The 23,945-nt window shown below is 72.2% G+C and carries 20 protein-coding genes and 1 pseudogene; 9 read left to right on the top strand and 12 right to left on the bottom strand.

Annotated elements, in window-relative coordinates:
* Window positions 1–45: 45 nt before the first annotated feature.
* The 4 genes and pseudogenes from ABZ374_RS29685 to ABZ374_RS29700 all read right to left on the bottom strand — a co-directional run bounded on the left by ABZ374_RS29685 (window position 46) and on the right by ABZ374_RS29700 (window position 4,806).
* Entirely contained in the window at window positions 46–423 is a 378-nt protein-coding gene (locus ABZ374_RS29685) for a proprotein convertase P-domain-containing protein (RefSeq protein WP_360316683.1), read from the bottom strand.
* A pseudogene (locus ABZ374_RS29690) lies at window positions 415–1,641 on the bottom strand (M14 family metallopeptidase); the annotation flags it as partial. The pseudogene ABZ374_RS29690 and the gene ABZ374_RS29685, both read right to left, overlap by 9 nt.
* A 376-nt stretch (window positions 1,642–2,017) precedes the next feature.
* Window positions 2,018–3,190, bottom strand: coding sequence for a cytochrome P450 (locus ABZ374_RS29695; protein ID WP_360316612.1), 1,173 nt, complete (start codon window positions 3,188–3,190; stop codon window positions 2,018–2,020).
* A 188-nt stretch (window positions 3,191–3,378) separates the two neighbouring features.
* Window positions 3,379–4,806: a helix-turn-helix domain-containing protein gene (locus ABZ374_RS29700; RefSeq protein ID WP_360316685.1), complete on the bottom strand. Its 1,428-nt coding sequence runs from the start codon at window positions 4,804–4,806 to the stop codon at window positions 3,379–3,381.
* 91 nt (window positions 4,807–4,897) lie between these two features.
* Here ABZ374_RS29700 and ABZ374_RS29705 point away from each other — a divergent pair, with 91 nt between their 5' ends.
* From ABZ374_RS29705 to ABZ374_RS29735, 7 genes are all read left to right on the top strand, one after another.
* Complete coding sequence (locus ABZ374_RS29705) at window positions 4,898–5,935, top strand: DUF917 domain-containing protein (RefSeq protein ID WP_360316614.1); 1,038 nt, start codon at window positions 4,898–4,900, stop codon at window positions 5,933–5,935.
* Complete coding sequence (locus tag ABZ374_RS29710; protein WP_360316616.1) at window positions 5,932–7,284, top strand: hydantoinase/oxoprolinase N-terminal domain-containing protein; 1,353 nt, start codon at window positions 5,932–5,934, stop codon at window positions 7,282–7,284. The genes ABZ374_RS29705 and ABZ374_RS29710 overlap by 4 nt, the downstream gene beginning before the upstream one ends.
* A 140-nt stretch (window positions 7,285–7,424) precedes the next feature.
* On the top strand, window positions 7,425–8,885 hold the full coding sequence (locus ABZ374_RS29715) for a cytosine permease (protein ID WP_360316618.1): 1,461 nt from the start codon (window positions 7,425–7,427) through the stop codon (window positions 8,883–8,885).
* An 85-nt stretch (window positions 8,886–8,970) separates the two neighbouring features.
* Window positions 8,971–10,584 (top strand): hydantoinase/oxoprolinase family protein, encoded by a 1,614-nt coding sequence (locus ABZ374_RS29720; protein ID WP_360316620.1) that lies wholly within the window; start codon window positions 8,971–8,973, stop codon window positions 10,582–10,584.
* Window positions 10,577–11,635 carry a DUF917 domain-containing protein gene (locus ABZ374_RS29725; protein WP_360316623.1) on the top strand — a complete coding sequence of 353 codons (1,059 nt, stop codon included), beginning with the start codon at window positions 10,577–10,579 and terminating at the stop codon, window positions 11,633–11,635. Before ABZ374_RS29720 ends, ABZ374_RS29725 begins: the two co-directional genes overlap by 8 nt.
* 207 nt (window positions 11,636–11,842) lie before the next feature.
* Complete coding sequence (locus ABZ374_RS29730) at window positions 11,843–12,310, top strand: hypothetical protein (RefSeq protein WP_360316626.1); 468 nt, start codon at window positions 11,843–11,845, stop codon at window positions 12,308–12,310.
* 86 nt (window positions 12,311–12,396) lie between these two features.
* A complete protein-coding gene (locus tag ABZ374_RS29735; protein ID WP_360316687.1) occupies window positions 12,397–12,816 on the top strand; it encodes an SgcJ/EcaC family oxidoreductase in 420 nt (139 codons plus the stop codon).
* 27 nt (window positions 12,817–12,843) lie between these two features.
* Here ABZ374_RS29735 and ABZ374_RS29740 read toward each other — a convergent pair whose 3' ends face one another.
* Complete coding sequence (locus tag ABZ374_RS29740; RefSeq protein ID WP_360316629.1) at window positions 12,844–13,995, bottom strand: P1 family peptidase; 1,152 nt, start codon at window positions 13,993–13,995, stop codon at window positions 12,844–12,846.
* A complete protein-coding gene (locus tag ABZ374_RS29745; RefSeq protein ID WP_360316632.1) occupies window positions 13,992–14,705 on the bottom strand; it encodes a TetR family transcriptional regulator C-terminal domain-containing protein in 714 nt (237 codons plus the stop codon). Before ABZ374_RS29745 ends, ABZ374_RS29740 begins: the two co-directional genes overlap by 4 nt.
* Window positions 14,706–14,805: 100 nt before the next feature.
* Here ABZ374_RS29745 and ABZ374_RS29750 point away from each other — a divergent pair, with 100 nt between their 5' ends.
* The gene (locus ABZ374_RS29750; protein WP_360316635.1) at window positions 14,806–15,165 is read left to right on the top strand and encodes a hypothetical protein; all 360 of its coding nucleotides are present in this window, start codon (window positions 14,806–14,808) and stop codon (window positions 15,163–15,165) included.
* Window positions 15,166–15,167: 2 nt separating this feature from the next.
* Complete coding sequence (locus ABZ374_RS29755; RefSeq protein ID WP_360316637.1) at window positions 15,168–16,235, top strand: APC family permease; 1,068 nt, start codon at window positions 15,168–15,170, stop codon at window positions 16,233–16,235.
* Window positions 16,236–16,326: 91 nt separating this feature from the next.
* On the opposite strand, the gene ABZ374_RS29760 is transcribed toward ABZ374_RS29755, so the two are convergent.
* The 6 genes from ABZ374_RS29760 to ABZ374_RS29785 all read right to left on the bottom strand — a co-directional run bounded on the left by ABZ374_RS29760 (window position 16,327) and on the right by ABZ374_RS29785 (window position 23,841).
* Window positions 16,327–17,769 carry an aminopeptidase P family protein gene (locus ABZ374_RS29760; protein WP_360316640.1) on the bottom strand — a complete coding sequence of 481 codons (1,443 nt, stop codon included), beginning with the start codon at window positions 17,767–17,769 and terminating at the stop codon, window positions 16,327–16,329.
* A gap of 46 nt (window positions 17,770–17,815) precedes the next feature.
* Complete coding sequence (locus ABZ374_RS29765) at window positions 17,816–18,880, bottom strand: oligopeptide/dipeptide ABC transporter ATP-binding protein (protein ID WP_360316643.1); 1,065 nt, start codon at window positions 18,878–18,880, stop codon at window positions 17,816–17,818.
* The gene (locus ABZ374_RS29770; RefSeq protein WP_360316645.1) at window positions 18,877–19,917 is read right to left on the bottom strand and encodes an ABC transporter ATP-binding protein; all 1,041 of its coding nucleotides are present in this window, start codon (window positions 19,915–19,917) and stop codon (window positions 18,877–18,879) included. Before ABZ374_RS29770 ends, ABZ374_RS29765 begins: the two co-directional genes overlap by 4 nt.
* On the bottom strand, window positions 19,917–20,891 hold the full coding sequence (locus ABZ374_RS29775; RefSeq protein WP_360316648.1) for an ABC transporter permease: 975 nt from the start codon (window positions 20,889–20,891) through the stop codon (window positions 19,917–19,919). Before ABZ374_RS29775 ends, ABZ374_RS29770 begins: the two co-directional genes overlap by 1 nt.
* 125 nt (window positions 20,892–21,016) lie before the next feature.
* Window positions 21,017–22,783: an ABC transporter substrate-binding protein gene (locus ABZ374_RS29780; protein ID WP_360316651.1), complete on the bottom strand. Its 1,767-nt coding sequence runs from the start codon at window positions 22,781–22,783 to the stop codon at window positions 21,017–21,019.
* 53 nt (window positions 22,784–22,836) lie between these two features.
* Window positions 22,837–23,841, bottom strand: a complete 1,005-nt coding sequence (locus ABZ374_RS29785; protein WP_360316653.1) for an ABC transporter permease — start codon at window positions 23,839–23,841, stop codon at window positions 22,837–22,839.
* Window positions 23,842–23,945 lie beyond the last annotated feature (104 nt).

Raw genomic sequence — 23,945 nt, forward strand, 5'->3', positions numbered from 1 at the left:
CCGCGACCGGGAGCCGGGGAACCGGGTACCCGTCGCGGCCTTCGCTCAGAAGGTGACCTTCCAGGAGTCGATCTTCCCGGTGTCGGCGGCGGCGACGTCCTGCACCTTCAATCGCCAGGTGCCGTTGGCGACTTCGCCGGAGACGTCGACGGTGTAGGTGGTGATGACGTTGTCGGCGGAGTCGTTGCCGCTCGCGTTCTTGAGTCGGTAGACGGAGTTGTCCGGGGCCACGAGGTCGACGGTCACGTCGCCGCGCCAGGTGTGCTTGATGTCGACGCCGACCTTGAGGGCGGCCGGCGCGTTGCCGGGTACGCCGGTGACGGCGATGTCGCTGAAGACGGCCGGGCCGTTGTCGGGGATGGCGACATCGTTGGTGTTCTCGAACGTCTTGCCGCCCGGATCCCCGCCGCAGGTCTTGCCGATCGCACGCGGGGGACAGTCCGCGTAGTCGAGCAGGTGCAGCACGGCGGCCTTGTTCCGCGATGTTTCCCGATCGATGACCTCGTCGGGCGGATAGAAGCCACCGTTGCCCGACGCGGGATACATCTCGAACGTGTAGGCGTAGATCCGCTGGTCGCCCCACAACCAGTCGTCGATCGAGCCGTCCGTGATGTAGAGGTCGGACGACTGCTCGGGGGTATAGCCGTTGGTCGCCGCCATGGCCCGGCCGATGGTGGAGAACGTGTTGTACTCGTCCGCGGTCATGCCGGGCACGACGTCGTTGTACGTCCAACCGAACGGCCACAACACCAGTTCGCTGTAGGTGTGGAAGTCGATCGCCGCGGTCAACTGCTGCTTGCCGCCGACGATCCGGCCGCGCACCCAGTCGGTCACGGCCCTGACCTCGGGCGCGGAGCCGGCACTTGGGCCGCGATACGTCTCGCTGCCGGTGCTGCCCGAGGAGCCGCCGCAGCAGCCCCACTTGTAGTCCCAGTTGCGGTTCAGGTCGGTACCGACGTTGCTCGAACCGGAGTTGGGCTGTCGGTTCTTGCGCCAGCTTCGATACGAACCGGTGGCGATGTCGAACTCGCCGCCATCCGGGTTGACATCGGGCATGATCCAGATCTCGCGACTGTCCACCAAAGCCTTGATCCTGGGATCGGTGGTGTAGCCGTCGCCGAGCAACTTGACCAGGTAGAGAGCCATTTCGACGGTGAGGTGCTCGCGGGCGTGTTGGTGGTGGCTGAACAACACCTCCGGTTCGTCCTCGTCGACGGCGACGTTGTCCGAGATCTTCAGCACGTACAGGTCCCGGCCCTCGTACGAGCGCCCGATCACCTGCTTGCTGATCAGCGTCGGGTGGTTGGCGACGGCCTTGTCGATCTCGGTGACCATCTCCGCGTAGTTGTGGTAGCCGGAGTCCGACGGCGGGAAGTCCCGGTTGATCAGGCCCCCCGGTGTGGGCGGGGCCTCCGCGTTCACGGTGAAGCCCAGCGCTCTGATCCGCCGGACCTCCTCCGGGGTCGCGGTGATCAACAGGCGGCCGTCCTCGACACCGTCGACGGCCGCGCCGGTCGCGGCGATGGCGGTGCGCTGTTGGGTCGTTCGCACGCCGACGACGCTGTATTGGGCCGACGTGGTGGCATCCGCGGAGGACGGTGCCTTCTCCCCGACGGCGGAGTCGGGGTTGACCGCGACCATCGCGAGGGCGACGGTGAAGGCGGCGGTCAGGACGGACAGGCGTTTACGTTTCACGGGTACCTCCTCGTGGCGGCAGCGGACTTCTCCGCTGCCGGAGGGATTGCGTGATCGATGGCGGGAACCGAGGGAAGTGCTACCCCAGAGTAATCATTGAACTCCGGGGAGTGAAGGGGGGAGTCCTCGTCGTCCCGCCGGGCCGGGGAGCAGGCCCGTCGCGGTGCCGGCCGGCGCGGAGCGGCGAACGGCCCGCACGGCGTGTCTCCTTCGGCCGTGCGGGCGTTCGGGTCGGGGCCGGATCACGCCCAGGAATCCTTCGGGTTCCAGATCACGGGCGGGGCGTTCGAAAGAATGCGCCGGATGACGGCCATCATGTTGTTCACCTCCTTTCGGGTGCGTGCGATCGGGTGAGGAGCTCGGTGGTACGGCTCAGGGTGAACGCCCGCGGGGCGACGGCGTTGGTCACCATCGGACGGGTGTGCCCGCCCAGGACGGTCAGCCGGGTGTCGGCGGCGAGGGCGGCTACCGCGTCGGTGGCCATGGTCTGCGCGACGGCCGCGCCGGCGCAGATGAACGGGCCGGCGCTGAAGGGCAGATACGGGCCGCGTGCGCCCGGATCCGCCCAGCGTTCGGGATCGAAGGCATCGGGCCGGCGCCAGTGCCGTTCGTCGTGGTGCAGGAGGTAGGGACTGACCGACACGATCTCGCCGGGACGCAGTGCCACCCCGCCGAATTGCATCGGGTGCGGAACGGGGCGGCCGACCATCCAGACGAACGGACGATGGCGGGCGGCCTCGCGCACGATCCGGTCGGTGGGCCACGGCCACGGCGCCCCCGGTGTACTCGGCGCGTGGTGCAGACCGGCCAGCAGTACGGTCCAGGCCACGGCGTAGCCGACGTTTCCCACGATCGACCGGAAGAGCAGCACGTACAGTTCGGCCACGGCGTCGTCGGTCGTCTCCGGCGGGCACGCGTCGAGGATGGCGTCGAGCAGGTCGCACGGCCCGCTGGGGTCGACGCCTTCGCCGCGGCGCTGCCCGATGTGCCGGATCAGCGCGGCCAGGAGCCGGACGCGCAGGATCTCCGCTCGGGCCCGCTCCCGGATCAGCGGCGAGCGGATCAGCAGGCCGGCGCGCACGGATCGGGCCAGCAGACGTCGCAGCTCCGGTGCCGCGGCCGGATGCAGCAGCAGGTCGGCCGTGCACTCGTACACCAGCGCGGTGCCGGTTTCCGGCCAACGCCCGGCGGCGGGCAGTCGGGGCACCGCTTCGGCGAGGTTGTCCCGATACTCGGGTAATCGTGCCCGGATGAGGTTCCGCACGCCGTGACCGACCTCGATCTGCGCCGCTCGCGAGGGCAGCAGGCTGCCGTAGAAGGTGGACAGGCCCGCGTTGAACTCCGGGGCGCGCAACACCGTCAGCGCCGCATCCGTGTCGCCCGCGCACCAACCGCCCCACGGGAGGGGGAAGACGTCGGTGGATCGACGGCGGGACAGGTCTTCCAGAAATCCCAACGGATCGCGGTGGAACCGACGCAGATCGCCCCTGGCCATCGAGTGCTCTCCCCTCCGACGCCGGTCGGGCATGGGAGCACGTGCCCCCACGGAACACGGACTGCAACCTCTCGTCAGTATCCGGTGACCACGAGGCCCGTGCAAGGCATCGAAGCAGGCCAACCACCGGGCGGGGCAAGCGACTTGCCCGAGCCCGCCGACCTCCCGGGCGCAGGACCGGCCGGTGGTCACATCAGGTGCGCTCGGCAGGCCAGTTGTACCGCGAGGCGTTGTTGGGGGTCCTCCAGGTCCGCGCCGATCAGCTCGCCCACCTTGCGGACGCGCTTGGTGACCGCGTTGCGGTGCAGGTGCAGTTCGTCGGCCGCCCGGGCCGGGGAGCCCTGGTGATCGAGGTACGCCTGCAGGGTGCGCAGCAGCGGAACCGCGCGCTGTGGGCCCAACGCCAGTACCGGGGCCAGGAGTTCGCGCACCGCCTCGCGGGCCGCGTCGGAGGAGTACCAGTCCAGGAGCATGCGGTCCAGGCCCGCCGCGTCGTGTGCGGCGACCGGACCGAACCCGCCGGCCGAGCGGGACAGGGCGGTGTGCGCCTCGCGGGCGGAGGTGCGCAGACCCAGCACACCGCGATGGGCCGCGCCCACGCCGCAGCGCAGGTCCGCGTCGGGGCCGCGCTCGCGCAGCGCGGCCAGGAGCCGACCGGCGTCGGCCAGCGTGGCGCGCATGCCGTCGCGGCCCGGGTCGGTGGGTTGCGAGCGGGTCAGGATCAGTGCCTCGTCGACGCGCGCGGCGTTCCAGGCGACCACACCGGCCGAGCGCAGCAGGCGCAGCGCGAGCGGTCCGGCGCTCTCCAGCAGGCGGTAGCGGTCGGTGCCGGTCAGCGCGACCGGCTCCACCCGCAGGACCAGATGCCAGTTGTCGACCGGGAGCCCCAGGGCCCGGCCGCGGCTGCCCAGACGCAGCGCCTGCGCCTCGGGCACGGCCAGCAGTTCGGCCAACAACTGGCCGCGCGAGCGCACCGGGACGTCGTCGGCCGGACCGGCCGCCGCGGCCAGGGCGCCCAGGGCGAGCACCGCCCGGACGGCCCGCCCGCTCGGCCCCGGCCGGTCGGGCGCGCTGAGCCAGGTCTCGCCGTCCGGCCCGCGCGCGGACGCGCCCGCCTCGCCAGGTTCCGGCGCGCGCAACTCGACCGGGACGCCCAGCGCCCGGGACGCGGCCAGCGCCACCCGCTCCGGGTCGCCCGCGACGGGCGGCACCTCGCGGGCGGCGGCCTCCACCCGGGCCAGGGCGTCGGCGGCGCCGCCGCGGACCGTGCGGTCGACGGCCAGGATCAGCGCGGCCAGGTCGCCGTCGGTGTGCAGGATCGCCACCCGGCCCCGATCGGCCAGTTCGAGCACGGTGGCCGGGACGGGCGCATCCGGCGGGATCGCGGTCAGCACCAGGCCCGCCGCGCCGGCCGCCGCGAGATCGCGCACCGCCACGTCGAGCCGGTAGCCGCTCAGCGGGGTGGCCAACACCACCAGACACCCGGCCGGCGCGTGGGCCAGCCGATCCGCGCGCGTCTCCAGTCGTACGCCGGTCAACGGCACGGCGTCGGTCGGCCCGGCCACCACGACGAGATCGTCGAGGCCCGGACCGCCGAGCAACTCGGCGAGTACCATCACGCCGCCAAGTGTGCCGGCCGCACATGTTGGACTCGATCGGGTGCGTGTGGCACACGTCCGATACGCCGCGTGTTCGTACCTTTGACCCATGGAACTCGACACCGGACTGCTTCCGGACTTCGCGCGGGGCTGCGCCGTCCTGGGTTCGGGCGGTGGCGGCGCCACGTCGGTCACCCTCGCGGGCGCCCGACAGGCGATCCTCGAACACGGGCCGGTGCGGGTCCTGCACCCCGGGGACCTGCCCGCGGACGCGACCGTGATGACGGTCGGCACCGTCGGTTCCTCCCCGGTGATGGGCGAGCGGGTGGGCGGCGTCGCCGAGGCGCGCCGGATGCGGGATCGGGTCGAGCAGGTCCGGGGCCGACCGCCGGTCGCCCTGTTGTCCAGCGAGATCGGCGGATCCAACGGCTGCGTCGCGGTCACCTGGGCGGCCCGACTGGGGCTGCCGCTGTTGGACGCGGACAGCATGGGCCGGGCCTTCCCCCGGATGGATCAGAACGTGCTCGAACTCGCCGGCATCCGGGCCACTCCCGCCGTCCTCGCCGACGAACGGGGTCGCACCGTGGTGGTCGACCACGCCGACGGCCCCTGGCTGGAGCGGGTGGTCCGGGCCGCGCTGGACGCCTTCGGCGGGCAGGCCGCGTGCTCGGACTACCCGGTGACGGCCGACCAGGTCGCCCGGCACGCGGTGCCCGGGTCGGTCCGCCGGGCCCTGGCCGTGGGTTCGGCGCTGGCCGCCGGTGTGCCCGAGGACCCCTCGCCGGTGGCCCGCCGGGTGGTCACCGGCAAGATCGCCGCGATCGAACGAGTCGCCGATCCGACCACCGCGATCCTGGTCGAGGGCCTGGGCCGAGACGCCGGCCGGCTGTTGCGGGTCGAGGCGCAGTCGGAGTATCTGGCCGTCCTGGAGCACGGCCGGCCCGTCGTGCTGACGCCGGACATCATCGCGCTGGTGGAGACCAGGACCGGCGAGGCCCTGCCGGTCGAGGTGCTGCGCTACGGGCTTCGGGTGACGCTCCTGGCGCTGGACTGCGCGCCGGTCTGGCACACCGAGGCGGGCCTTCGACTCGGCGGCCCCGCGGCCTTCGGACTGGACCTGCCCGACCGGGCGGAGGTCGGCCGATGACCGACGCGCGCACGATCGGGGTGGACGTGGGCCCCACCAACACCGACGGCGCCCTGCTGGTGGGCGAGCTGCCGGCTGCCACGGTGAAGGTGCCCTCGGCCGAGCATCCCGTGGACAGCGTGCGCACCGCCGTCGCCGCCCTGTTGCGCGACGCACCGCGCACCCCGCGGGTGGCCCACGTGGCGATCGGGCTGCGCGGCGCCGCGCACGCGGTCACCCGGCGCGAGGGCCTGACCCGGGTCGGCGTGTTGCGGATCGGCGGGCCGGTCTCGGACGCGGTGCCGCCGCTCGCCCACTGGCCCGCCGACCTGCGCCTGGCCGTGCACGCCGGCAGCGCGATGGTCGAGGGCGGCGCCGGCCTGACCCCCGCCGATGCCACCGCGCTCGACCGGGACGCGGTGGCCCGCTTCGCGGCCGGCCTGGCCGGTCGGTGCGACGCGTTCGCCGTCACCGGGGTGTTCTCGCCGATCGACGACACGCAGGAGCACCGGGCCGCCGAGATCATCCGCCGCGAGGCGGGCACCGACGTGTTCGTGGGCCTGTCCGCCGGTTCGGGCGGGCTGGGCCTGATCGAACGGGAGAACAGCACCGTCCTGGACGCGGCGCTGTCGCGACACACCCGGGCCCTGGCCGACGCGTTGACCGCCGCGCTCGGCGCACTGGGTCTGTCGGGTGCGACGATCCTGGTCGCCCGCGGCGACGGCACGCTGACCTCGCTGGAGTACCTGCGGCTGCATCCGGGCCTGGCCCTGGGCAGCGGCCCGGCCGGCACGCTGCGCGGCGCCGGACTGCTGACCGGCCTGAGCGACGCGGTGGTGGCCGACGTGGGCGCCCGGCGGATCAGGGTGGGTCTGCTGGCGGGCGGCTTCCCGCAGGAGAGCCGGCCCGGACTGGTCATCGGCGGCGTGCCGGTGAGCTTCCCGATGCCCGACCTGATCCGGGTCCCGGCCGACGACCCGGACGCGTTCGAGGAGGCGGTGGACCGGATGCAGCCCGGCGCGGACCGGCTGCCGCTGGTCGTGGTCGGCGGCGGTTCGGCCGCGCTCGCCGCGACATCGGCGCCGGCTGCCCACGTGCTGCTGCCCGAACACGGCCTGGTGGCCGGGGCGTTCGGTGCCGCCCTCAGCCCGGTCGGCGGCGCGCACGAGCAACTGGTGCGGGCCGGCGAGGCGGCCGAGGCGGACGCGGTGGAGGAGGTACGCGAGGGCGCCCGACGCAGCGCGGTGCGCGCCGGGGCCGATCCGCGCCGGGTCGTGGTCCTCCCGGTCGAGCGGGTGCCCGTCCCGTACCTGCCCGGCCCCACGTTCAGCCTGCGCGCCCGAGCGGTGGGCCCACCCTCGCCCCTGTGACCGCTTCCCGAAACGTATCCGCGGCGCACCACCCCTGTCGGTGAACCGCGGCTCCCTCCCGACCGCACCGTGCTTCGCCCTGCCCGACGTCCCCTTCCGTCCCGGAATTCGAGCCGGCCCCAGGAATCCGAGGAAAGCGCATGACCACAGACAGCAGAACGCCCGCCGGCGCACCGGCCCCCGAGTCGGCCGCCGACCCGGCGGCACGCATGTCCTCCGTCCCCGGGGCGTCGGGTGTCGACGAGGACTACCCGCTGGAACGGGTGCCGCGGTCCGCGCGCTACTCGTGGTTCAACGTCGCCATCCAGCGCTTCGGCCAACTCTCCGACCTGACCCAGTTCCTGCTCGGCGCGACGCTGGGCGCCGGACTGAGCTTCTGGGGCGCGTTCTGGGCGTTCACGCTCGGCTCGGTGATCCTGGAGGTGGTGTGCATCTTCGTCGGCATCGCCGGGATGCGCGAGGGGCTGACCACCTCGGTGTTGGCCCGCTGGACCGGGTTCGGCCGCTACGGATCCACCCTGATCGGCCTGGTGATCGCGGTCAGCCTGTTCGGCTGGTTCGGCGTGCAGACCGCGGTGTTCGCCGCCGGCCTGCACTCGTTGACGCCGAGCGTGCCGCTGTGGGGCTGGTGTCTGATCACCGGCCTGGGCGTCACCGCCCTGGTACTGCGCGGGTTTCGGGCGATGGGCTGGACCGCCTTCGTCACCGTGCCCGCGTTCCTGGGCCTGGCCGGCTGGGCGATGACCGTGGAGATCTCCCGGCACAGCATGGGCGACCTGGTCGCCTCGCCGCCCTTCGGCGAGCACATATCGATCGCGACCGGCGCGACGATCGTGGCCGGTTCGTACATCGTCGGCGCGGGCACCACGCCCGACATGACCCGGTTCAACCGCTCCACGGGGGACGTGGTCAAGCAGACCCTGGTCGGCATCTCGCTGGGCGAGTACGTGCTGGGGCTGGCCGGCGTGTTGTTGGCCTACGCGGTCAAGTCGTCCGACGTGATCGCCATCATCACCGCCTCCTCCGGTGTGGCGGGCGTGCTGATCCTGGTGTCGGCCACCGTGAAGATCAACAACTGGAACCTGTACTCGGCCGCGCTCGGCCTGATCGGCGCCGTCGAGTCGACCGTCGGCGTACGCCTGAACCGCACCGCCGTGACGATCGTGATCGGCGTGCTCGGCAGCCTGGCCGCCGCCGCCGGCATCCTGGACCGGTTCACCGACTTCCTCACCGTGCTCGGCGTGGTGACCCCACCGATCGCCGGGATCATGGTCGCCGAGTACTTCGTGACCAAGCGCTGGCGCCCGCAACTGGACGCGTCCCGCGCGATCGGCCGACTCCCGGAAACCGAACCCTCGTGGGTGCCCGCCACGATCGTGTTGTGGAGCGCGGCCTCGGTGTTCGGCTGGTTGTGCGACCACTACCAGTGGGCCGGTGTGCCGGCGCTCAACTCGCTGCTCCTGGCCGGACTCGGATACATCCTGGCCGGTCGACTGAACCTGGTACACGGGCACCGCGAACTGCCGGTCGAACAGCCGGCCCACCCGGCGGCGGCCCGCGAGATCGCCGAGGCCGCGAAGGCCGCCGGCAACTCGGCCTGAACACCCCACCCCACCCTGCCGCTTCGGCCTTCGCCGTTCGGCATTCGGTATTCGGCATTCGGCATTCGGCAAGAGGAACCACCACATGCGCATCGGAATCGACGTCGGGGGCACCAACACCGACGCCGCCCTGCTCGGCGACGACAATCGTGTCCTCGCCGGCACCAAGTCACCCACCACCGCCGACGTCACCTCGGGAGTCGCCGCGGCCGTCGCCGCGCTGCTCGCGGCACCCGGCGCCGACGGCCGGCCCACCGACCCGGCCGCCGTGGACGCGGTGATGATCGGCACCACCCACTTCCTGAACGCGCTGATCGAGGGCGAACGGCTCGCCCGGGTCGCGGCGGTGCGCCTGGGCCTGCCCGCGACCGAGGCGCTGCCGCCGATGGTCGACTGGCCCGAGCGGCTGCGCGCGGTGGTCGGCGGCGGCACCTACCTGTGTCACGGCGGGCGCGAGTTCGACGGTCGGATGATCTCGCCGCTGGATCCCGCGGAACTGCGCCGGGTCGCGGCCGACATCTCGGCCCGGGGCCTGCGCTCGATCGCGATCAGCTCGGTGTTCTCGCCGGCCGCCGCCGAGGACGAGGTGCGCGCGGCGCAGATCCTGACCGCCGAACTGGGCGACGTGCACGTGTCGCTCTCGCACGAGATCGGCCGGGTCGGCCTGTTGGCGCGCGAGAACGCCACCATCGTCAACGCGTCGCTGCGGGACCTGGCCGAGCACATCGTGGACGCGTTCGGCGCGGCGCTGGCCGGGGCCGGGATCGGCGCGCCGTTCTTCATATCGCAAAACGACGGCACGCTGATGGACGTCGCCCACGCGCGCCGCTATCCGGTCGCCACGTTCGCGTCCGGGCCGACCAACTCGATGCGCGGCGCGGCCTTCCTGTCCGGGCTCACCGACTGCGCGGTGGTGGACGTGGGCGGGACCACGGCCGACGTGGGCATCCTGATCGGCGGTTTTCCGCGCGAGGCCGCGGGCGAGTCGGAGGCGGCCGGCGTACGCACCAACTTCCGCATCCCGGACGTGCTCTCCCTCGGCATCGGCGGCGGCTCGCTGGTCGCGGCGGACGGCGAGGTCGGGCCGCGCAGCGTGGGCTACCGGCTCACCGAACAGGCCCTGGTCTTCGGCGGCGACACGTTGACCGCCACCGACCTGGCCGTGGCCGCCGGCGCGGCCGAGATCGGCGACCCGGGCGCGGTGGCCGGCGTGGACCGTGCCTTCGCCGAGCGGGCCCTGGCCCGGATCGCCGAACGACTGGCCGAGACGGTGGACCGCATGCGCACCTCGGCCGCGCCGCTGCCCGTGGTCGCCGTCGGCGGCGGCAGCGTGCTGATCCCGGGCGGCCTGCCGGGCTTCCCCGACGTGCGTCGGCCGGCCCACTTCGACGTGGCCAACGCGGTCGGCGCGGCCATCGCGCAGGTCGGCGGCGAGGTCGACCGGGTCTTCAAGGTCCCCGAGGGCAAGCGCGACCAGGTGCTCGACACGGCCCGTGCCGAGGCGATCCGGCGCGCCGAGGAAGCCGGCGCCCGGGTGGGCACGGTCCGCATCGTCGACATCGAGGAGGTGCCACTGGCCTACCTGCCGGGCGGCGCCACCCGCATCCGGATCAAGGCCGTCGGCGATCTCGACCTGGACCGACTCGGCTCACCGACCCCCGTGTACGACGCGAAGAACGGAATCCCCACCCATGCGTGAGATCGGCATCGAAGAGCTGGCGGACATCGCGCGCGGCGCGGGCATCCTGGGCACCGGCGGCGGCGGCGACCCGTACGTCGGCATGCTGCTGGCCCGCGAGGCGATCCGGCGACACGGCCCGGTCACCGTGGTCGACATCGACGAGGTGCCGGCCGACGCGACGGTGGTACCGATCTCTTCCATGGGCGCGCCCACGGTGTTGCTGGAGAAACTCCCCTCCGGGCGGGAGGAGATCAACGCGCTGCGCGCGCTGGAGGCGGTGCTCGGCCGCCGGGCCACCCACCTGGTGCCGATCGAGATCGGCGGCGTGAACTCGATGATCCCGCTGGCCGCGGCGGCGTGCACCGGGTTGCCGATCGTGGACGGCGACGCGATGGGCCGGGCCTTCCCCGAAGCGCAGATGGTGCTGCCCGGTCTGATCGGGGTGCGCAACTCGCCGATGGCACTGGCCGACGACAAGGGCAATACGATCGTCGTCCAGGCGGTGGACAACGTCGAGGCGGAGCGGATCGCCCGCGCGGTGTGCGTCGAGCGTGGTTGCCAGATCTCGTGCGCGGACACGGTGCTGCGCGGCGACCAACTCCGCGACGGCCTGGTCCCGGCCACCCTGACCCTGGCCGAGAACCTGGGCCGCGTGGTCCGCACGGCCCGCGCCGAACACCGCGACCCGGTCGCGGCTGCCCGCGAACTGCTGGGCGGCATACACCTTTCGGCGGGCAAGGTGGTCGACGTCGAACGCCGCACCGAGGGCGGCTTCGCCCGCGGCCGGGCCCGCCTGGAGGGCGAGGGCGCGATCCTCGAACTCGACTTCCAGAACGAACACCTGCTCGCCCGCCGCGACGGCCGGGTGGTCGCCACGACCCCGGACCTGATCTGCGTCCTGGACACCGAGACCGGCGAGCCGGTCACCACCGAATCCCTGCGCTACGGCCTACGCGTCACCGTGCTCGCCGCCCCCTGCGACCCCCGCTGGCTGACCCCGGCCGGCCTGACCCTCACCGGCCCCCGCTACTTCGGCTACGACCTGGACCACCACCCCCTGACCGACTGAACCCCCGGGACGCGGTGGCCCCGGCGGACCCGAACTCCGGGATCCACCGGGGCCGTTGCGGACCACCGGGGCGTGTTCGCCCCGCTCTACGCCGTGTCCTTCCGGGCACCTGGCGCGATCGCCGTCGCGCGGGAGACACCTGCGGCACCACGGCGGGAGGCGGTGGGTGGGGCCGCGTTGGCGCACCCGGCTTCGGCGGGGTGGTCCGTGGAGTTCCCCGACGGCCTCGTCGCGGACACGTTCGCCCGCACGTGGGAGATGCTGCTCCCGTCGGGGACACCGGGGACGGCCGGACTGCCGGCGAGGAAGTCGGCCTTGGCCGGGCCGCGCCTGCCGGACCCCGGCCCCGCCGCGGACATCGTCCTGGTGCCGATCCACCCGCAGACGGGCAAGGCGTGGCAGCCGCCCTCCGGTACCGCGGCCGTCGTGCCGTTGTCGGCCGAGGTATGGCTGCATCTGACGTTCCCCCGCGACCGGTTGCCCGTTCCCGCGACCGGCGGGCTCCCCGACGGCGTCCTGCGCGACGACCCGCCACCGCTGCACCCGGCGGCGCCGTTTCGGCCCGATGCGCGGATCTTCTCCGGTACCCTCGCCCGCCTCCCCGCCGTCCGCGAGCCCTGGCTGCGCACGCTCCGCGACCACGCCCGGCACCGGTTTCCGCACGGCTTTCGGTGAGAAAGCGCGGCCTGCGCGGCGTCGACGGATCGTCCGTTCCAGCCGATATGTTCGCAAGCGTGCGCAGGAAGGGTTGGGGTTCGTCGATGTCCGGTGACGCCGAGCAGGTTCGTGCTCTGGTCGAGCGGTGGGCGCGGGCGGTGCACCGCGGGGACCTCGACGCCGTGGTGGCCGATCATGCCGACGACATCGTGATGTTCGACGTGCCGCCGCCCGATGAAGGGGTGCGTGGCCTGGCCGCCTACCGGGAGGTGTGGCCGCCGTTCTTCCAATGGCAGGCCCAGGGGGCGTCCTTCGAGATCGAGGAACTCGACGTCACGGCGGGCGCGGACGTCGCCTTCGCCCACGCCCTCCTGCGCTGCGGTACGCCCGCGGAACTCGACGCCCGGCCCGGCCTTCGGCTGCGGTTGACCCTGGGCCTGCGCAAGGAGGCGGGCCGCTGGATCGTCACGCACGAACACCACTCCTTCCCCGATCTCAGCGGCACGGACCCGGACGCCGCCTGACCCCCGGGCCCTTCCCGAGCCTCGACCTCATGCGTCGCGGGTGAGGGCCTTGCCCGCCAGGAGAGCGCGGAGGCGGTCGTGGGGGATGGCCGGGGTTCGGTGGCCGTCGCGGCCGCCGGTCTCGTGGGCGGTGACCAGGGCGTTGAGGACGGCTTCCTCGACGGCCTGGACGGTGGCCCGGTAGAACGGGTCGATCCGGCCCCACGGGATGTGCCGCAGCGTGTCGTAGTCCTCGTCGGTGGCCGGTGATTGCGGGAAGACGCTGGTCAGGGCCCCGGCGTTGGCGGTGGAGAAGGCCAGGAAGATGTCGCCGGAGAAGTGGCTGCCGGTCGTGCCGGTCCGGGCCAGGCCCATCGGGACCCGGCGGGCGAGTGCCTGGCACTGGCCGGGCAGCAGCGGGGCGTCCGTGCCGACGAGCACGATGACCGAGCCGGCCCCGCCGGGGGCGAACCAATCGCTGTCCTCCATCGGGTTGTCCTGGGTCAACCGCTCCCCGACGGGTACGCCGGCGACGACCAGCTCGCGTCGTTCGCCGAAGTTGGCCTGGACGAAGGCGCCCACCGTGTAGCGGGCCGATCCGTATTCGACGACCCGGCTGGATGTCCCCGAACCACCCTTGAAGCCATAGCAGTTCATGCCGGTCCCGCCGCCCACGCAACCCTCCTCGACCGGGCCCGGAGCGGCCGAGTCGATCGCGGCGACGGCGTGTTCGGCGCGCACGTGCGGGCCGTTGATGTCGTTGAGGTAGCCGTCCCAGGTCTCGGCCACCACCGGCAACAACCACTGCCGCGCCAGTTCGGGCCGGTTGGCCACCGTCCAGTCCACCACGCCCCGATGCACGGGCCCCACCGCGTGCGTGTTGGTGATCATCACCGGGCCGGCCAGGCTGCCCGTCTCGTCCAGCCAACTTCCCCCGGTCATCTCGCCGTTGCCGTTGAGCGAGTAGCGACCCGCGGCGCACGGCAGGCCCACCCCGGCCCGACCGCGCGGCAACACGGCGGTGACGCCGGTGCGGACCGACGACCCCTCGACCAGGGTGGTGTAGCCGATCTGCACCCCGGGGACGTCGGTGAGCGCGTTGGCGGGCCCGGGCGTGCCGTCGAGGCGGATGCCCAGGGCCCGAGCGCGGGGCCGACCCGACGGCGTGACGGCGAGCGGGGAAGCGGTGGGTGTGTTCACGCGATGCCCTTCCGGGGGTTGACGGGTGTGGCGACGTCGTCGCCGGTCGTGCCGGGGCCGGCGTTGCCCTGGGCGGGCGCGTCCGGGTCCGGGATCACCCGGTCCGGGCGCAACTCCGGGCAGCCGGTGGCCTGTCGGGCGTGCGCCAGGATCAGCGCCAGGGCCCGCTCCGGCGGCAGCGAGGAGTTGCGGCTCACGATGTGCAGGCCGTAGCCGTCCTCCAGGGTGACCAGGTTCGCGGCCACGTCCCGGATCGGCTCGGTGAACCGGAAGTGGCCCTGGGCCTGCCCGATTTCCAGGATCGAGCCGTACATCGCCACCTGTCGGTCGTACAAACTCTGCGCCAGCGTGGCGTATTCGCTCTCGTTCCGGGCAGCCGCGCTGAACTCGTAGAGCACCACCGCGAGTTCGTCCTGCGGCCCGGTGGGCAGACCGCGCCGCGCGCAGGCCACCAGCTTGTCCCGGGCGTCGGGCAGCCCGGAGGCGGTGTCGGTGCGGGACGTGTAGAAGCGGTCCGCCGCCTGCCGGTAGACCTGCCGCAACAGGTCGCCCAGATCGCTGAAGTAATAGCTGACCGACCCCCGGGCGACGCCCGCCGCCTCGGCGATGTCGGCCACCCGCAACTGGGCCAGACCGTGCCGGCCGACCGCGGCGGTGGCCGCGTGGACCAGTTGCTCACGTCTCGCCGTCTGATTCCTCGGTCGCGCCATGCCTCGTTTCCTGTCCCAGGTGCCAAATTATCAAAGGCTTTTGACGTGGGAGTCTTCCATATCGCTGACTCCGGCGTCAAAGAACTGACAAGGGAGCCTCATGGCCGATACCCATGGCAGTCAGACGCCCGCCGGCACCCCGCCGCCGCAGCCGACGGCCTATGCCCAGGACCTGTCCCGCTCGCTGGGCCTGCGCGAGAACATGTTCATCACGCTGTCCTCGGTCACACCCGCATCGCGTGTCTTCATCATCCTGCCGTCGGTGATCAGCGGACTCGGCGTCGGCGCCGCGGCCCTGGCCTTCGCCCTCGCGGCCGTCGCGGGCATGCTGATGGCCTTCTGCTACGCCGAGTTCCAGCGCGTTCCCGATCACCGGCGGCGAGTACGCCTTCGCCGCGCACCCTGGGCCGATCCACCGGCTTCGCGCTGTTCGCGCTCGGTCTGCTCGCCGGGGTCCTGACCGTGGCGGTGATCGCCCTGGGCACCGGCGACCACCTGGGCGTGGTGTGGGGTTCGCTGGGCGGCAAGGAGGTCGGCTTGGCCGTCATCGCGCCGGCCTCGCTCGTCTCGGTGTCGGGGATTCGCACCAACGCCTGGGTCACCGGGATCTTCCTCGCGGTCGAACTCGCGGCGATCGCCGTCCTGGCCTGGCTCGGCCCGGTCCACGTCGAGCAACCGATATCCACGTTGTGGACGCCGCACGAACTCGGCCAGGGCGACGTGCTGGTCGGCGCCTCGGCCGGACTCGTCGCGTCGTTCGCCGCCACCGCGCTGTTCGCCTACAACGGCTACGGCACCACCGTGTACTTCGCCGGGGAGACCCGGCAGGTCTCCTCGATCGGCAAGGTGGTGATGTGGTCGCTCGGCATCACCGTGGTCGCGGAATGCCTCCCGCTGGTGGCCGTGCTCCTGGGCACGCCGAGCATGAGCGCACTGATGGCCGCACCGTCCCCGATGAACTACTTCCTGCTCGAACGCGGCGGCGACACGGTGAACACCGTCGTCAGCCTCGGCATCACGATCGCCATCGTCAACGCGGTGATCGCGATCATGCTGCAGATCGGCCGACTGCTGTACTCCTCCGCCCGGGACCGGGCCTGGCCCGACGTGATCGGCCGGCCGCCGGCCGCCGTGCACCCGCGCCTGCGCACCCCGGTCCAGGCCACCCCGATCATGGGCGCGGCCTCGATCGTGGTCGCCTGGCTCGTCCCGCTGGACACACTGATCCTGGCCACCGGAGCGAACCTGGTGGTGCTGTACATCTTCGTCGCGGTCTCCGCGCTGTACGGCCGCATCTCCGGGGCCACCGCGCACGCGACCTACCGGATGCCCGCCTGGCCGCGGGTCCCGCTGGGCGTGATCGGCGTGATGGCGTACGTCCTGTACGAGTCGATCGACGCCGACCGGCGGCCGGTCGGCATCGCGGTGGCGATGGTCGCGGCGGGCTATCTCTACTACTACGCCTACCTGCACCCCAGGCGCGAACACCGCTGGACCCTGCTCGACCCGGTCCGTGACACGACCGAGTAGCCGGGCGGCCGACGCGGCGCCCTGCGGGTCCCGCCCCGAACCGGGATCCGCAGGGCGTGCGTCGTGCGCCGCCTCGGCAACGGCGCGGGCCTCAGTCGGTCAGCGTGGCCATCCACTCCTCGATGGCGTCCGCGCCGCGCGGCAGCGCCGACGACATGAGGCGGGCGCCGTCCTCGGTGATCACCAGGTCGTCCTCGACCCGGATGCCGATGCCGCGCAGTTCCACCGGCAACGTCTCGTCGTCGGGCTGGAGGTAGAGCCCCGGCTCGACGGTGAGCACGTGGCCGGCCTCCAGGACACCGTCCAGGTAGGTCTCCGCCCGCGCCTTCGCGCAGTCGTGCAGGTCCATGCCGAGCATGTGGCCGCTGCTGCACAGCGTGTAGCGCCGGTACAAACCGCTGTCCGGGCGCAGTGCCTCCTCGGGGGTGATCCGCAGCACCCCCCACTCGTGCAGGCCCTCGGCGATCACCCGCACCGCCGCGTTGTGGAAGTCGCGAAAGCGCGCGCCGGGGCGCAGCGCGTCGATGCCGGCCTGCTGCGCGGCCAGCACGAGTTCGTACGCCTCGCGCTGGGCGGGGGTGAATCGGCCGGACAGCGGCAGGGTGCGGGTGATGTCGGCGGTGTACAGGCTGTCCATTTCGACACCGGCGTCCAGCAACAGCAGTTGCCTCGGGTCCAGCGCACCGTCGTTGCGGGTCCAGTGCAGCACGCAGGCGTGCGCGCCGGCCGCGGCGATCGTGTCGTAGCCGGTGCCGTTGCCCTCGATCCGGGCCCGCATGTCGAACACGCCCTCGATCCAGCGCTCGCCGCGCGGGTGCCGCAGCGCCCGCGGCAGGGCATGGACCACGTCGGCGAAGCCGGTGGTGGTGTGGTCGACGGCCAGTTGCAACTGCTCGACCTCCCACGGGTCCTTGACCAACCGCATCTCGGAGAGATACGCGGCGAGTTCGGCGCCTCGGCCGGGGTCGGCGGGGGCGGCCAGTCGGTCCACCTCCGGGTCGACGCCGGCGAGCAGGCGGGTGGGCACGACGGGGCCGGTGAGCCGGGCGGGCAGGGTGTCCAGGTGCGCGCATTCGACGCCGAGCAGGGTCCTGGACTCGTCCAGAGTCGGCCGCCGCCCGGTCCAGAACTCGCCGTGGCGCCGGTCGCGGTAGAACTCGCCGGTGTCGCGCGGCGACCGCGGGCGCAGGTAGAGCACGGCCTCGTGCTCGTCGCCGACCGGCTCCAGCACCAGGACGCCGTCGGGCGTGTGGTCGCCGGTCAGGTAGGCGTACGCGGTGTGCGGCCGGAACCGGTAGTCGACGCTGTTGCTGCGCACCTTGAGGGTGCCGGCGGGGACGACCAGCCGCTCGCCGGGGTAGCGCGCGGACAGTCGCTCGCGGCGCTTCGCCGCCCAGGGGGCGACCGGCTCGGCGCCGAGGTCGGGCAGCGGTGCGGGCGCCCAGGCGGTGGCCATGAAGGCGTCGAGCGCGGGGGACACCGGCAGGTCGTGGGTGCCGGTGTGCGGTGCCGCGGTGGGGTCTTGGCGGGTCATGGGTGCCCTCTCCTTCGTTGGGTTCGGGGGTGTGCCGGACCGGGTCTCAGGCCGTCCGGCTCGGCTGCGCGGACGCCGCCGGGTGCTCGGCGGGCCGGGTCCCGAGCGGCTCGGGGAAGTGGCAGGCCACTTCGTGGCCGGGCCGGCCGTCGAGCGCGGTGAGCGGGGGTTCGGCCACCGCGCACACGTCCTGTGCCTTGTGGCAGCGGGTGCGGAAGCGGCAGCCCGAGGGCGGATCGATCGGACTGGGTACGTCCCCGCCGAGTCGGATGCGCTCCAGCCGGGTGCCGTCCGGGCCGGTCGCGCCGGGCACGGCGGACAACAGCGCCTGCGTGTACGGGTGATGGGCCCGTTCGTACAACGACCGGCGATCCGCGCTCTCCACCACGCGCCCGAGGTACATCACCACCACCCGGTCGCAGAAGTGCCGGACCACGGCCAGGTCGTGCGCGATGAACACGAAGGCGATGCCCAGGTCGCGACGCAGTTCCTCCAGCAGGTTGATCACCTGGGCCTGGATGGACACATCCAGCGCGGACACCGGCTCGTCGGCGACGATCAGGTCGGGACCGGCGGCGAGCGCCCGGGCGATGCCGACGCGCTGCCGCTGCCCGCCGGAGAACTCGTGCGGGAAACGGTTGCGGTGCTCGGGGTTGAGGCCGACGGTCTCCAGCAGTTCGCCGATCCGGCGGTCGCGTCCGCCGGGCGGGTCGATGTTGTTGACGTCCAGCGGGGCCCGCAGGATGGTGCCGATGGTCTGCCGCGGGTTCAGCGACGAGTACGGATCCTGGAAGATCATCTGGATCTGGGCGCGGATCGGCGCCAGTTCGCGACGCGAGGCGTGCGTGATGTCGCGTCCGCGATACTCGATGGTGCCCGCGCTGGGTTCGAGCAGTCGGGTGATCAGCCGCCCGGTCGTCGACTTGCCGCAGCCGGACTCGCCGACCAGGCCGATGCTCTGTCCGGCCCCGACGGTGAGGTCGATCCCGTCGACCGCGCGCACCGCCCCGGCCCGGCGGCGCAGCAGGCTTCGGCCGGTGGGGAAGTGTTTGGTCAGTCCGCTCACCCGAAGCAGCGGCGGCTCGGACGCGTCCGGCGACTTGGCGTTCACGGGGTGGCTCCTTGCAGATCCGTCGACGCCGCGGTGTCCGGCGCCGCCTCCAGGTGGCAGGCGGCGGCGTGCGCGCTGCCGGCCGAGTCCGCCTGTGCTCGTGTCAACAGCGGGAGCACCGTGCGGCACGGCGCTTCGGGGCCTTCGATCAGTTCCGCGCAGCGCGGGTGGAAGGCGCAGCCGGGCGGCGGGGCGACCAGGCTGGGCGGGCTGCCGGGCACCGGTCGCAGCGGCCGGTCCAGGGCATCGGACAGGCGCGGGACCGAGGCGAGCAGGCCCCGGGTGTACGGGTGCCGGGGGGCGTCCAGGACCTCGGTGACCGAGCCGAACTCGACCGCGCGGCCCGCGTACATCACGAGCACGTCGTCGGCGACGTCCGCGACCACCCCGAGGTCGTGGGTGACCAGGATGATCGCGGTGCCCAACTGCTCCTGCAACTCCGCGAGCAGGTCCAGGATCTGGGCCTGCACGGTGACGTCCAGCGCGGTGGTGGGCTCGTCGGCGATCAGCAGGTCGGGATCGCACACCAGGGCCATCGCGATCATCGCCCGCTGGCGCATGCCGCCGGAGAACTGGTGCGGATACTCGTCGGCCCGGCGCGCGGGTTGCGGGATGCCGACCCGGTCCAACATCTCGATGGCGCGTGCCTTGGCCTCGCGCCGGCCGACGCCGGTGTGCCGGCGGTAGGTCTCGACGATCTGCGCGCCGATGGTGAAGTAGGGCGACAGGGCGGTCAGCGGGTCCTGGAACACCATCGACACCCGCTGCCCGCGCAGGTCCCGCAGGGTGCGTTCGGGGGCGCCGACCAGCTCCGTGCCGTCCAGGATCGCGCTGCCCTCGATGGTGGTGCGGGCGGGATTGTGCAGACCGAGCAGGGTGAGGTTGGTGACGCTCTTGCCGGAACCGGACTCGCCGACGATGCCGAGCGTACGACCGCGTTCGACGTCGAAGGAGACGCCGTCGACGGCCTTGACCACGCCGCCCTCGGTGGCGAAGCGGACCCGCAGGTCGCGGACCGCGAGCAGGGGAGGGGTCATCACACACGCACCCGGGGGTCGATGACGGCGTACACGGCGTCCACCGCGACGTTGGCGAGCACCATCGCGGTGGCCGCGATCAGCACCACGCCGGTGATCATCGGCAGGTCGGAGTTGGCGACCGCGTTGACCGCGAGTTTGCCGATGCCGGGGATGTTGAAGGTGGTCTCGGTGACCACCGCGCCGCCGAGCAGCACGCCCAGTTCGATGCCGTAGACGGTCACCACCGGGGTGATCGCGCCGCGCCACGCGTGTCGGAGGTAGACCTGACGGGACGTCAATCCCTTGGCGCGCACGGTGCGGATGTGGTCCTCGCCGAGCGCGTCGATCATCGACGCCCGGGTCAGGCGCGCGTACACCGCGGCCTGGACACAGGCCAGCGTCAACCACGGCAACAACAACCCGCCCATCCATCCGCCGGGATCACCGGTGAACGGGAGGTACTCGGGTTTGGGCAACCACCGCAGTTCGTCGACCAGGACGTAGCGGGCGATCACGCCGAGGAACTGGATCGTCACCGAGGCGCCGATCAGCGAGAACGCCATGGTGGACTTGTCCAGCCAGGTACCGCGCCGCAGCGCCGCGAGCATGCCGATCAGGATGCCGACGCCGAGGAAGATCACCGAGGCGCCCAGGGCCAGCGACAGGGTGGCGGGGAAACGGTCGAGCAGGGTGTCCAGGACCGGCTCGTGGTTGACGAACGAATAGCCCAGGCACGGCGCGGAACAATGCGACGCGCCGAAGTCGCGGCCGGCGAAGACGCCGACGAGGTAGTGCCAGTACTGCATCGGCACCGATTCGTTCAGCCCCAGATCGTGTCGGATCAGGGCGAGCGTCTCGGGCGTGCAGGTCTTGCCGCAGGACAGGCGGGCCGGATCGTCCGGCATCGCGAAGAACAGGAAGAAGGTGACGGTGAAGACGACGAACAGGATCAGCGCCGCGCCGAGCAGTCGCTGCACCAGGAATCGGAACATGGGGCCCTCACTGGAGGTCGGACCGGGGGGTGGCGGGCGGCTCGGCACGAGCGGGCGCCGCGGGCGGGAAGGGGAGACCTTCCCGCCCGCGCCGGCGGCCGTAGCCGGGGCCGCCCCGCCCGGGGCTACTTGACCCAGACGTCGATCGGATAGGTCGAGCCGATGAAGCCGACCCGGACGCCGCCCAGACCGGGGCCGTACAGGGTCAGTTGGCGCCGGTAGACGAACGGCACCACCGGGGCGTCGGCCATGATCTTCTTCTCCAGCGCGGACCACTCCCTGCCGGCGGCGACGACGTCCGACATCGCGGTGATGCGGTCCATCTCGGTGCTCATCGCCGGGTTGTTGTAGAGGCTGTAGACGGTGCCGTCGTCGATGATCTTGCGGCCGTCGAACTTGGCCGGCAGCACGGTCGCGGCGCTCGGCCAGTCGGCGCCCCAACCGGACCAGTACAGGTCGTACTTGTTGTCCACGCGGCCGATCTCGGTGTAGTAGCTCTTGTCGTTGATCGGCTGCGGGACCACCTTGAAGCCGGCCTGCTGGAGGGCCTGCACGATGGTCACCGAGACCTGCTCCCACAGCGGGGTCTGGCTGTAGGCGTAGGTGATGGTGGGGTTGGGTGTGCCGGACTCGGCGAGCAACTGCTTGGCCTTGTTCACGTCACCGGTGTTCGGCACGCCGGCCAGGTCGAACGGCTCGAAGCCGAGCACCGTCGGGCCCATCAGCGTGGTGGCGAACTCGCCGTACGCCGGGCCGCCCAGGATCTGTCGCACCTGCTCCTTGGGGAACGCCGCGATCAGCGCCTGACGTATCTTCGGGTTGGTCTGGCGCCGGTTGTTGATCTCGAAGTACTCGGTGTACGGGGTGGCCGCGTCCGCGGTGCGGGCCTTCAGGTCCGGGGTGGTGAGCACCTGTTGGGCGACCTCGCGGCCGACCGCGACGCGGAAGGTCATCGCCGTGCGGTCACCGCCGTTGGCCGCGATCAGCCGCTCGTTGATCTGCTGGTTGGACGCGCCGAACTCGAACTTCCACTGGTCGGGGTAGGCGTGCCGGACCGCGTCGGTGTTCGGGTCCCAGTGCTCGTTGCGGACCATCGTCATGGACTTGTCGATCTCGCGGGCGGAGATCTTGTACGGACCGCTGGAGAACGGGTGCTTGTCGAACTCCAGTTTGGTGTCCTTGGCGCGGGGCACCGGGCTGCTGGTGTGCATCGCCACCGCGAACGGGAAGTCGCCGCGCGGCGCGGGCAGTACGAAGGTGATGGTGCGCGCGTCGGGGGTCTTGATCGCGTCCAGTTCACGGCCGCCGTAGGGGCCGTCGTACACCGACCGGAAGTCGGTGTTGCCGACCAGCCACTCCTGGATCCAGGTCGGGCCGCCGGTGATCTCCTTGGCGAACGAGCGTTCGACGCCGTACTTGACGTCCTGCGCGGTGATCGGCGACCCGTCCTCGTACTTGAGCCCCTCCTTGAGGGTGAAGGTCCAGGTCTTGCCGCCGTCGGGGCTGGTCCCGGTGTCGGTGGCCAGGTCGCCGACCAGGGTGGTCTGGTCGCCCTCCTGCTTGTACGTGGTGAGCTGGCGGGAGATCAGCAGCTCGGCCGTCTGCTCGTGCGAGACGTAGACGCGCGCCGGGTCCAGGTGGTTGAAGTCGGCGCGCTCCAGGACGGTGGCGGTGCCACCGGGCTTGGCCCCGGGCAGTTCCTTGGCCGGACCCTTCGACTCGGCGGCGGCGCCGATCTGCACGGCGCGGACCTGGGCCTTGGGGGCGCCCTTGGTGGGCCCCTTGTCGGCGGAGCCGCCGCCACCGCCGGAACAGGCGGTCGCGCCGAGGGTGAGGGCGAGCGCGGCCAGCGCGACTCGGGTGGGGCGGGTGCATCTGCGGCGAGCGTTCATGGTTCCTTCCGAGGGTTGCCGTGCGAGTGCGGTGTGGCGAGGGGCGTGGCGGCTCAGCGGTCGCTCTTGGGGTCGAGCGCGTCGCGGACCGAGTCGCCGAAGAGGTTGAAGGCGACCACGAAGACGAGCATCGAGAGGCCGGGGACGAACATGTAGGTGATGTCGGTCCGGTAGACCTCGGCGCCCTTGAGCAACATCCGCCCCCAGTCGGGGGTGGGCTCGACCATGCCCACGCCCAGGTAGGACAGGGCCGCCTCGGTGGTCACGTAGGTCGGTACCGCCATCGAGGCGCTGACCAGGATCGGGGTGACCAGGTTGGGCAGCAGTTCGCGCAGCACCACCCGGCCCGGCGAGGCGCCGATCACGCGGGCCGCCTCGACGTATTCGCGGCTGCGCAGCGAGAGCACCTGCCCGCGCAACAGGCGGGCCACCGAGGCCCAGCCGAACGCGGAGAGCACCGCGACGATGACCGCCCCGCGCAACAGCGGGGACATCTGCTCGCCCGGGTTGGTCAGCAGCGAGGTCACCACCGGGGTGAAGGCGATGAAGAAGAGCGTCGAGGGGAAGCTGAGCATCACATCGATGAATCGGCCCACGATGTAGTCGGCGCTGCCGCCGAGGTAGCCGGCGGTCACCCCGACCAGCACGCCGAGCACGGTGACGATGGCGACCACGGCCAGCGAGATGAGCAGCGAAGTGCGGATGCCGTAGAGCAGTTGGGTCAGCACGTCCCGGCCGAGGCCGGGTTCGAGGCCGAGCCAGAACTCGCCGGACATGCCGCCGTTGGGCGCGACGGGAAAGCCGAACTCGTTGAGCAGTCCGGGTCGGTTCTGGCCGTATGTGGTGTAGGGGTCGTGCCCGTACCACTTGGCGAACAGCGGTGCGCCCAGGCCCGCGACGACGAACACGGCGACGACGCACGCGGCGACGATCCCGGTGCGGTCGCGGCGGAAGCGACGCCAGGCGAGTTGCGAGGGGCGCAGCCCCATGGGGGCGGTGTCGGCGGCGGGTGGATCCGCGGCCACCGGCGGATCCGTGGGGGGCGCGAGCGTGGTCATGACGGCGGGCCTCTCGGGAGGCGGCGGGGTGGGTAATGGTGGGGAACTCTGCCCACCTGCGGGTCAATGTTCAAGCTTTGAGCGGTGTCACATTTAAGGTGCGA

This window comes from Embleya sp. NPDC005971 (assembly GCF_040629175.1).
In the GTDB taxonomy this organism is placed as follows: Bacteria; Actinomycetota; Actinomycetes; order Streptomycetales; family Streptomycetaceae; genus Embleya.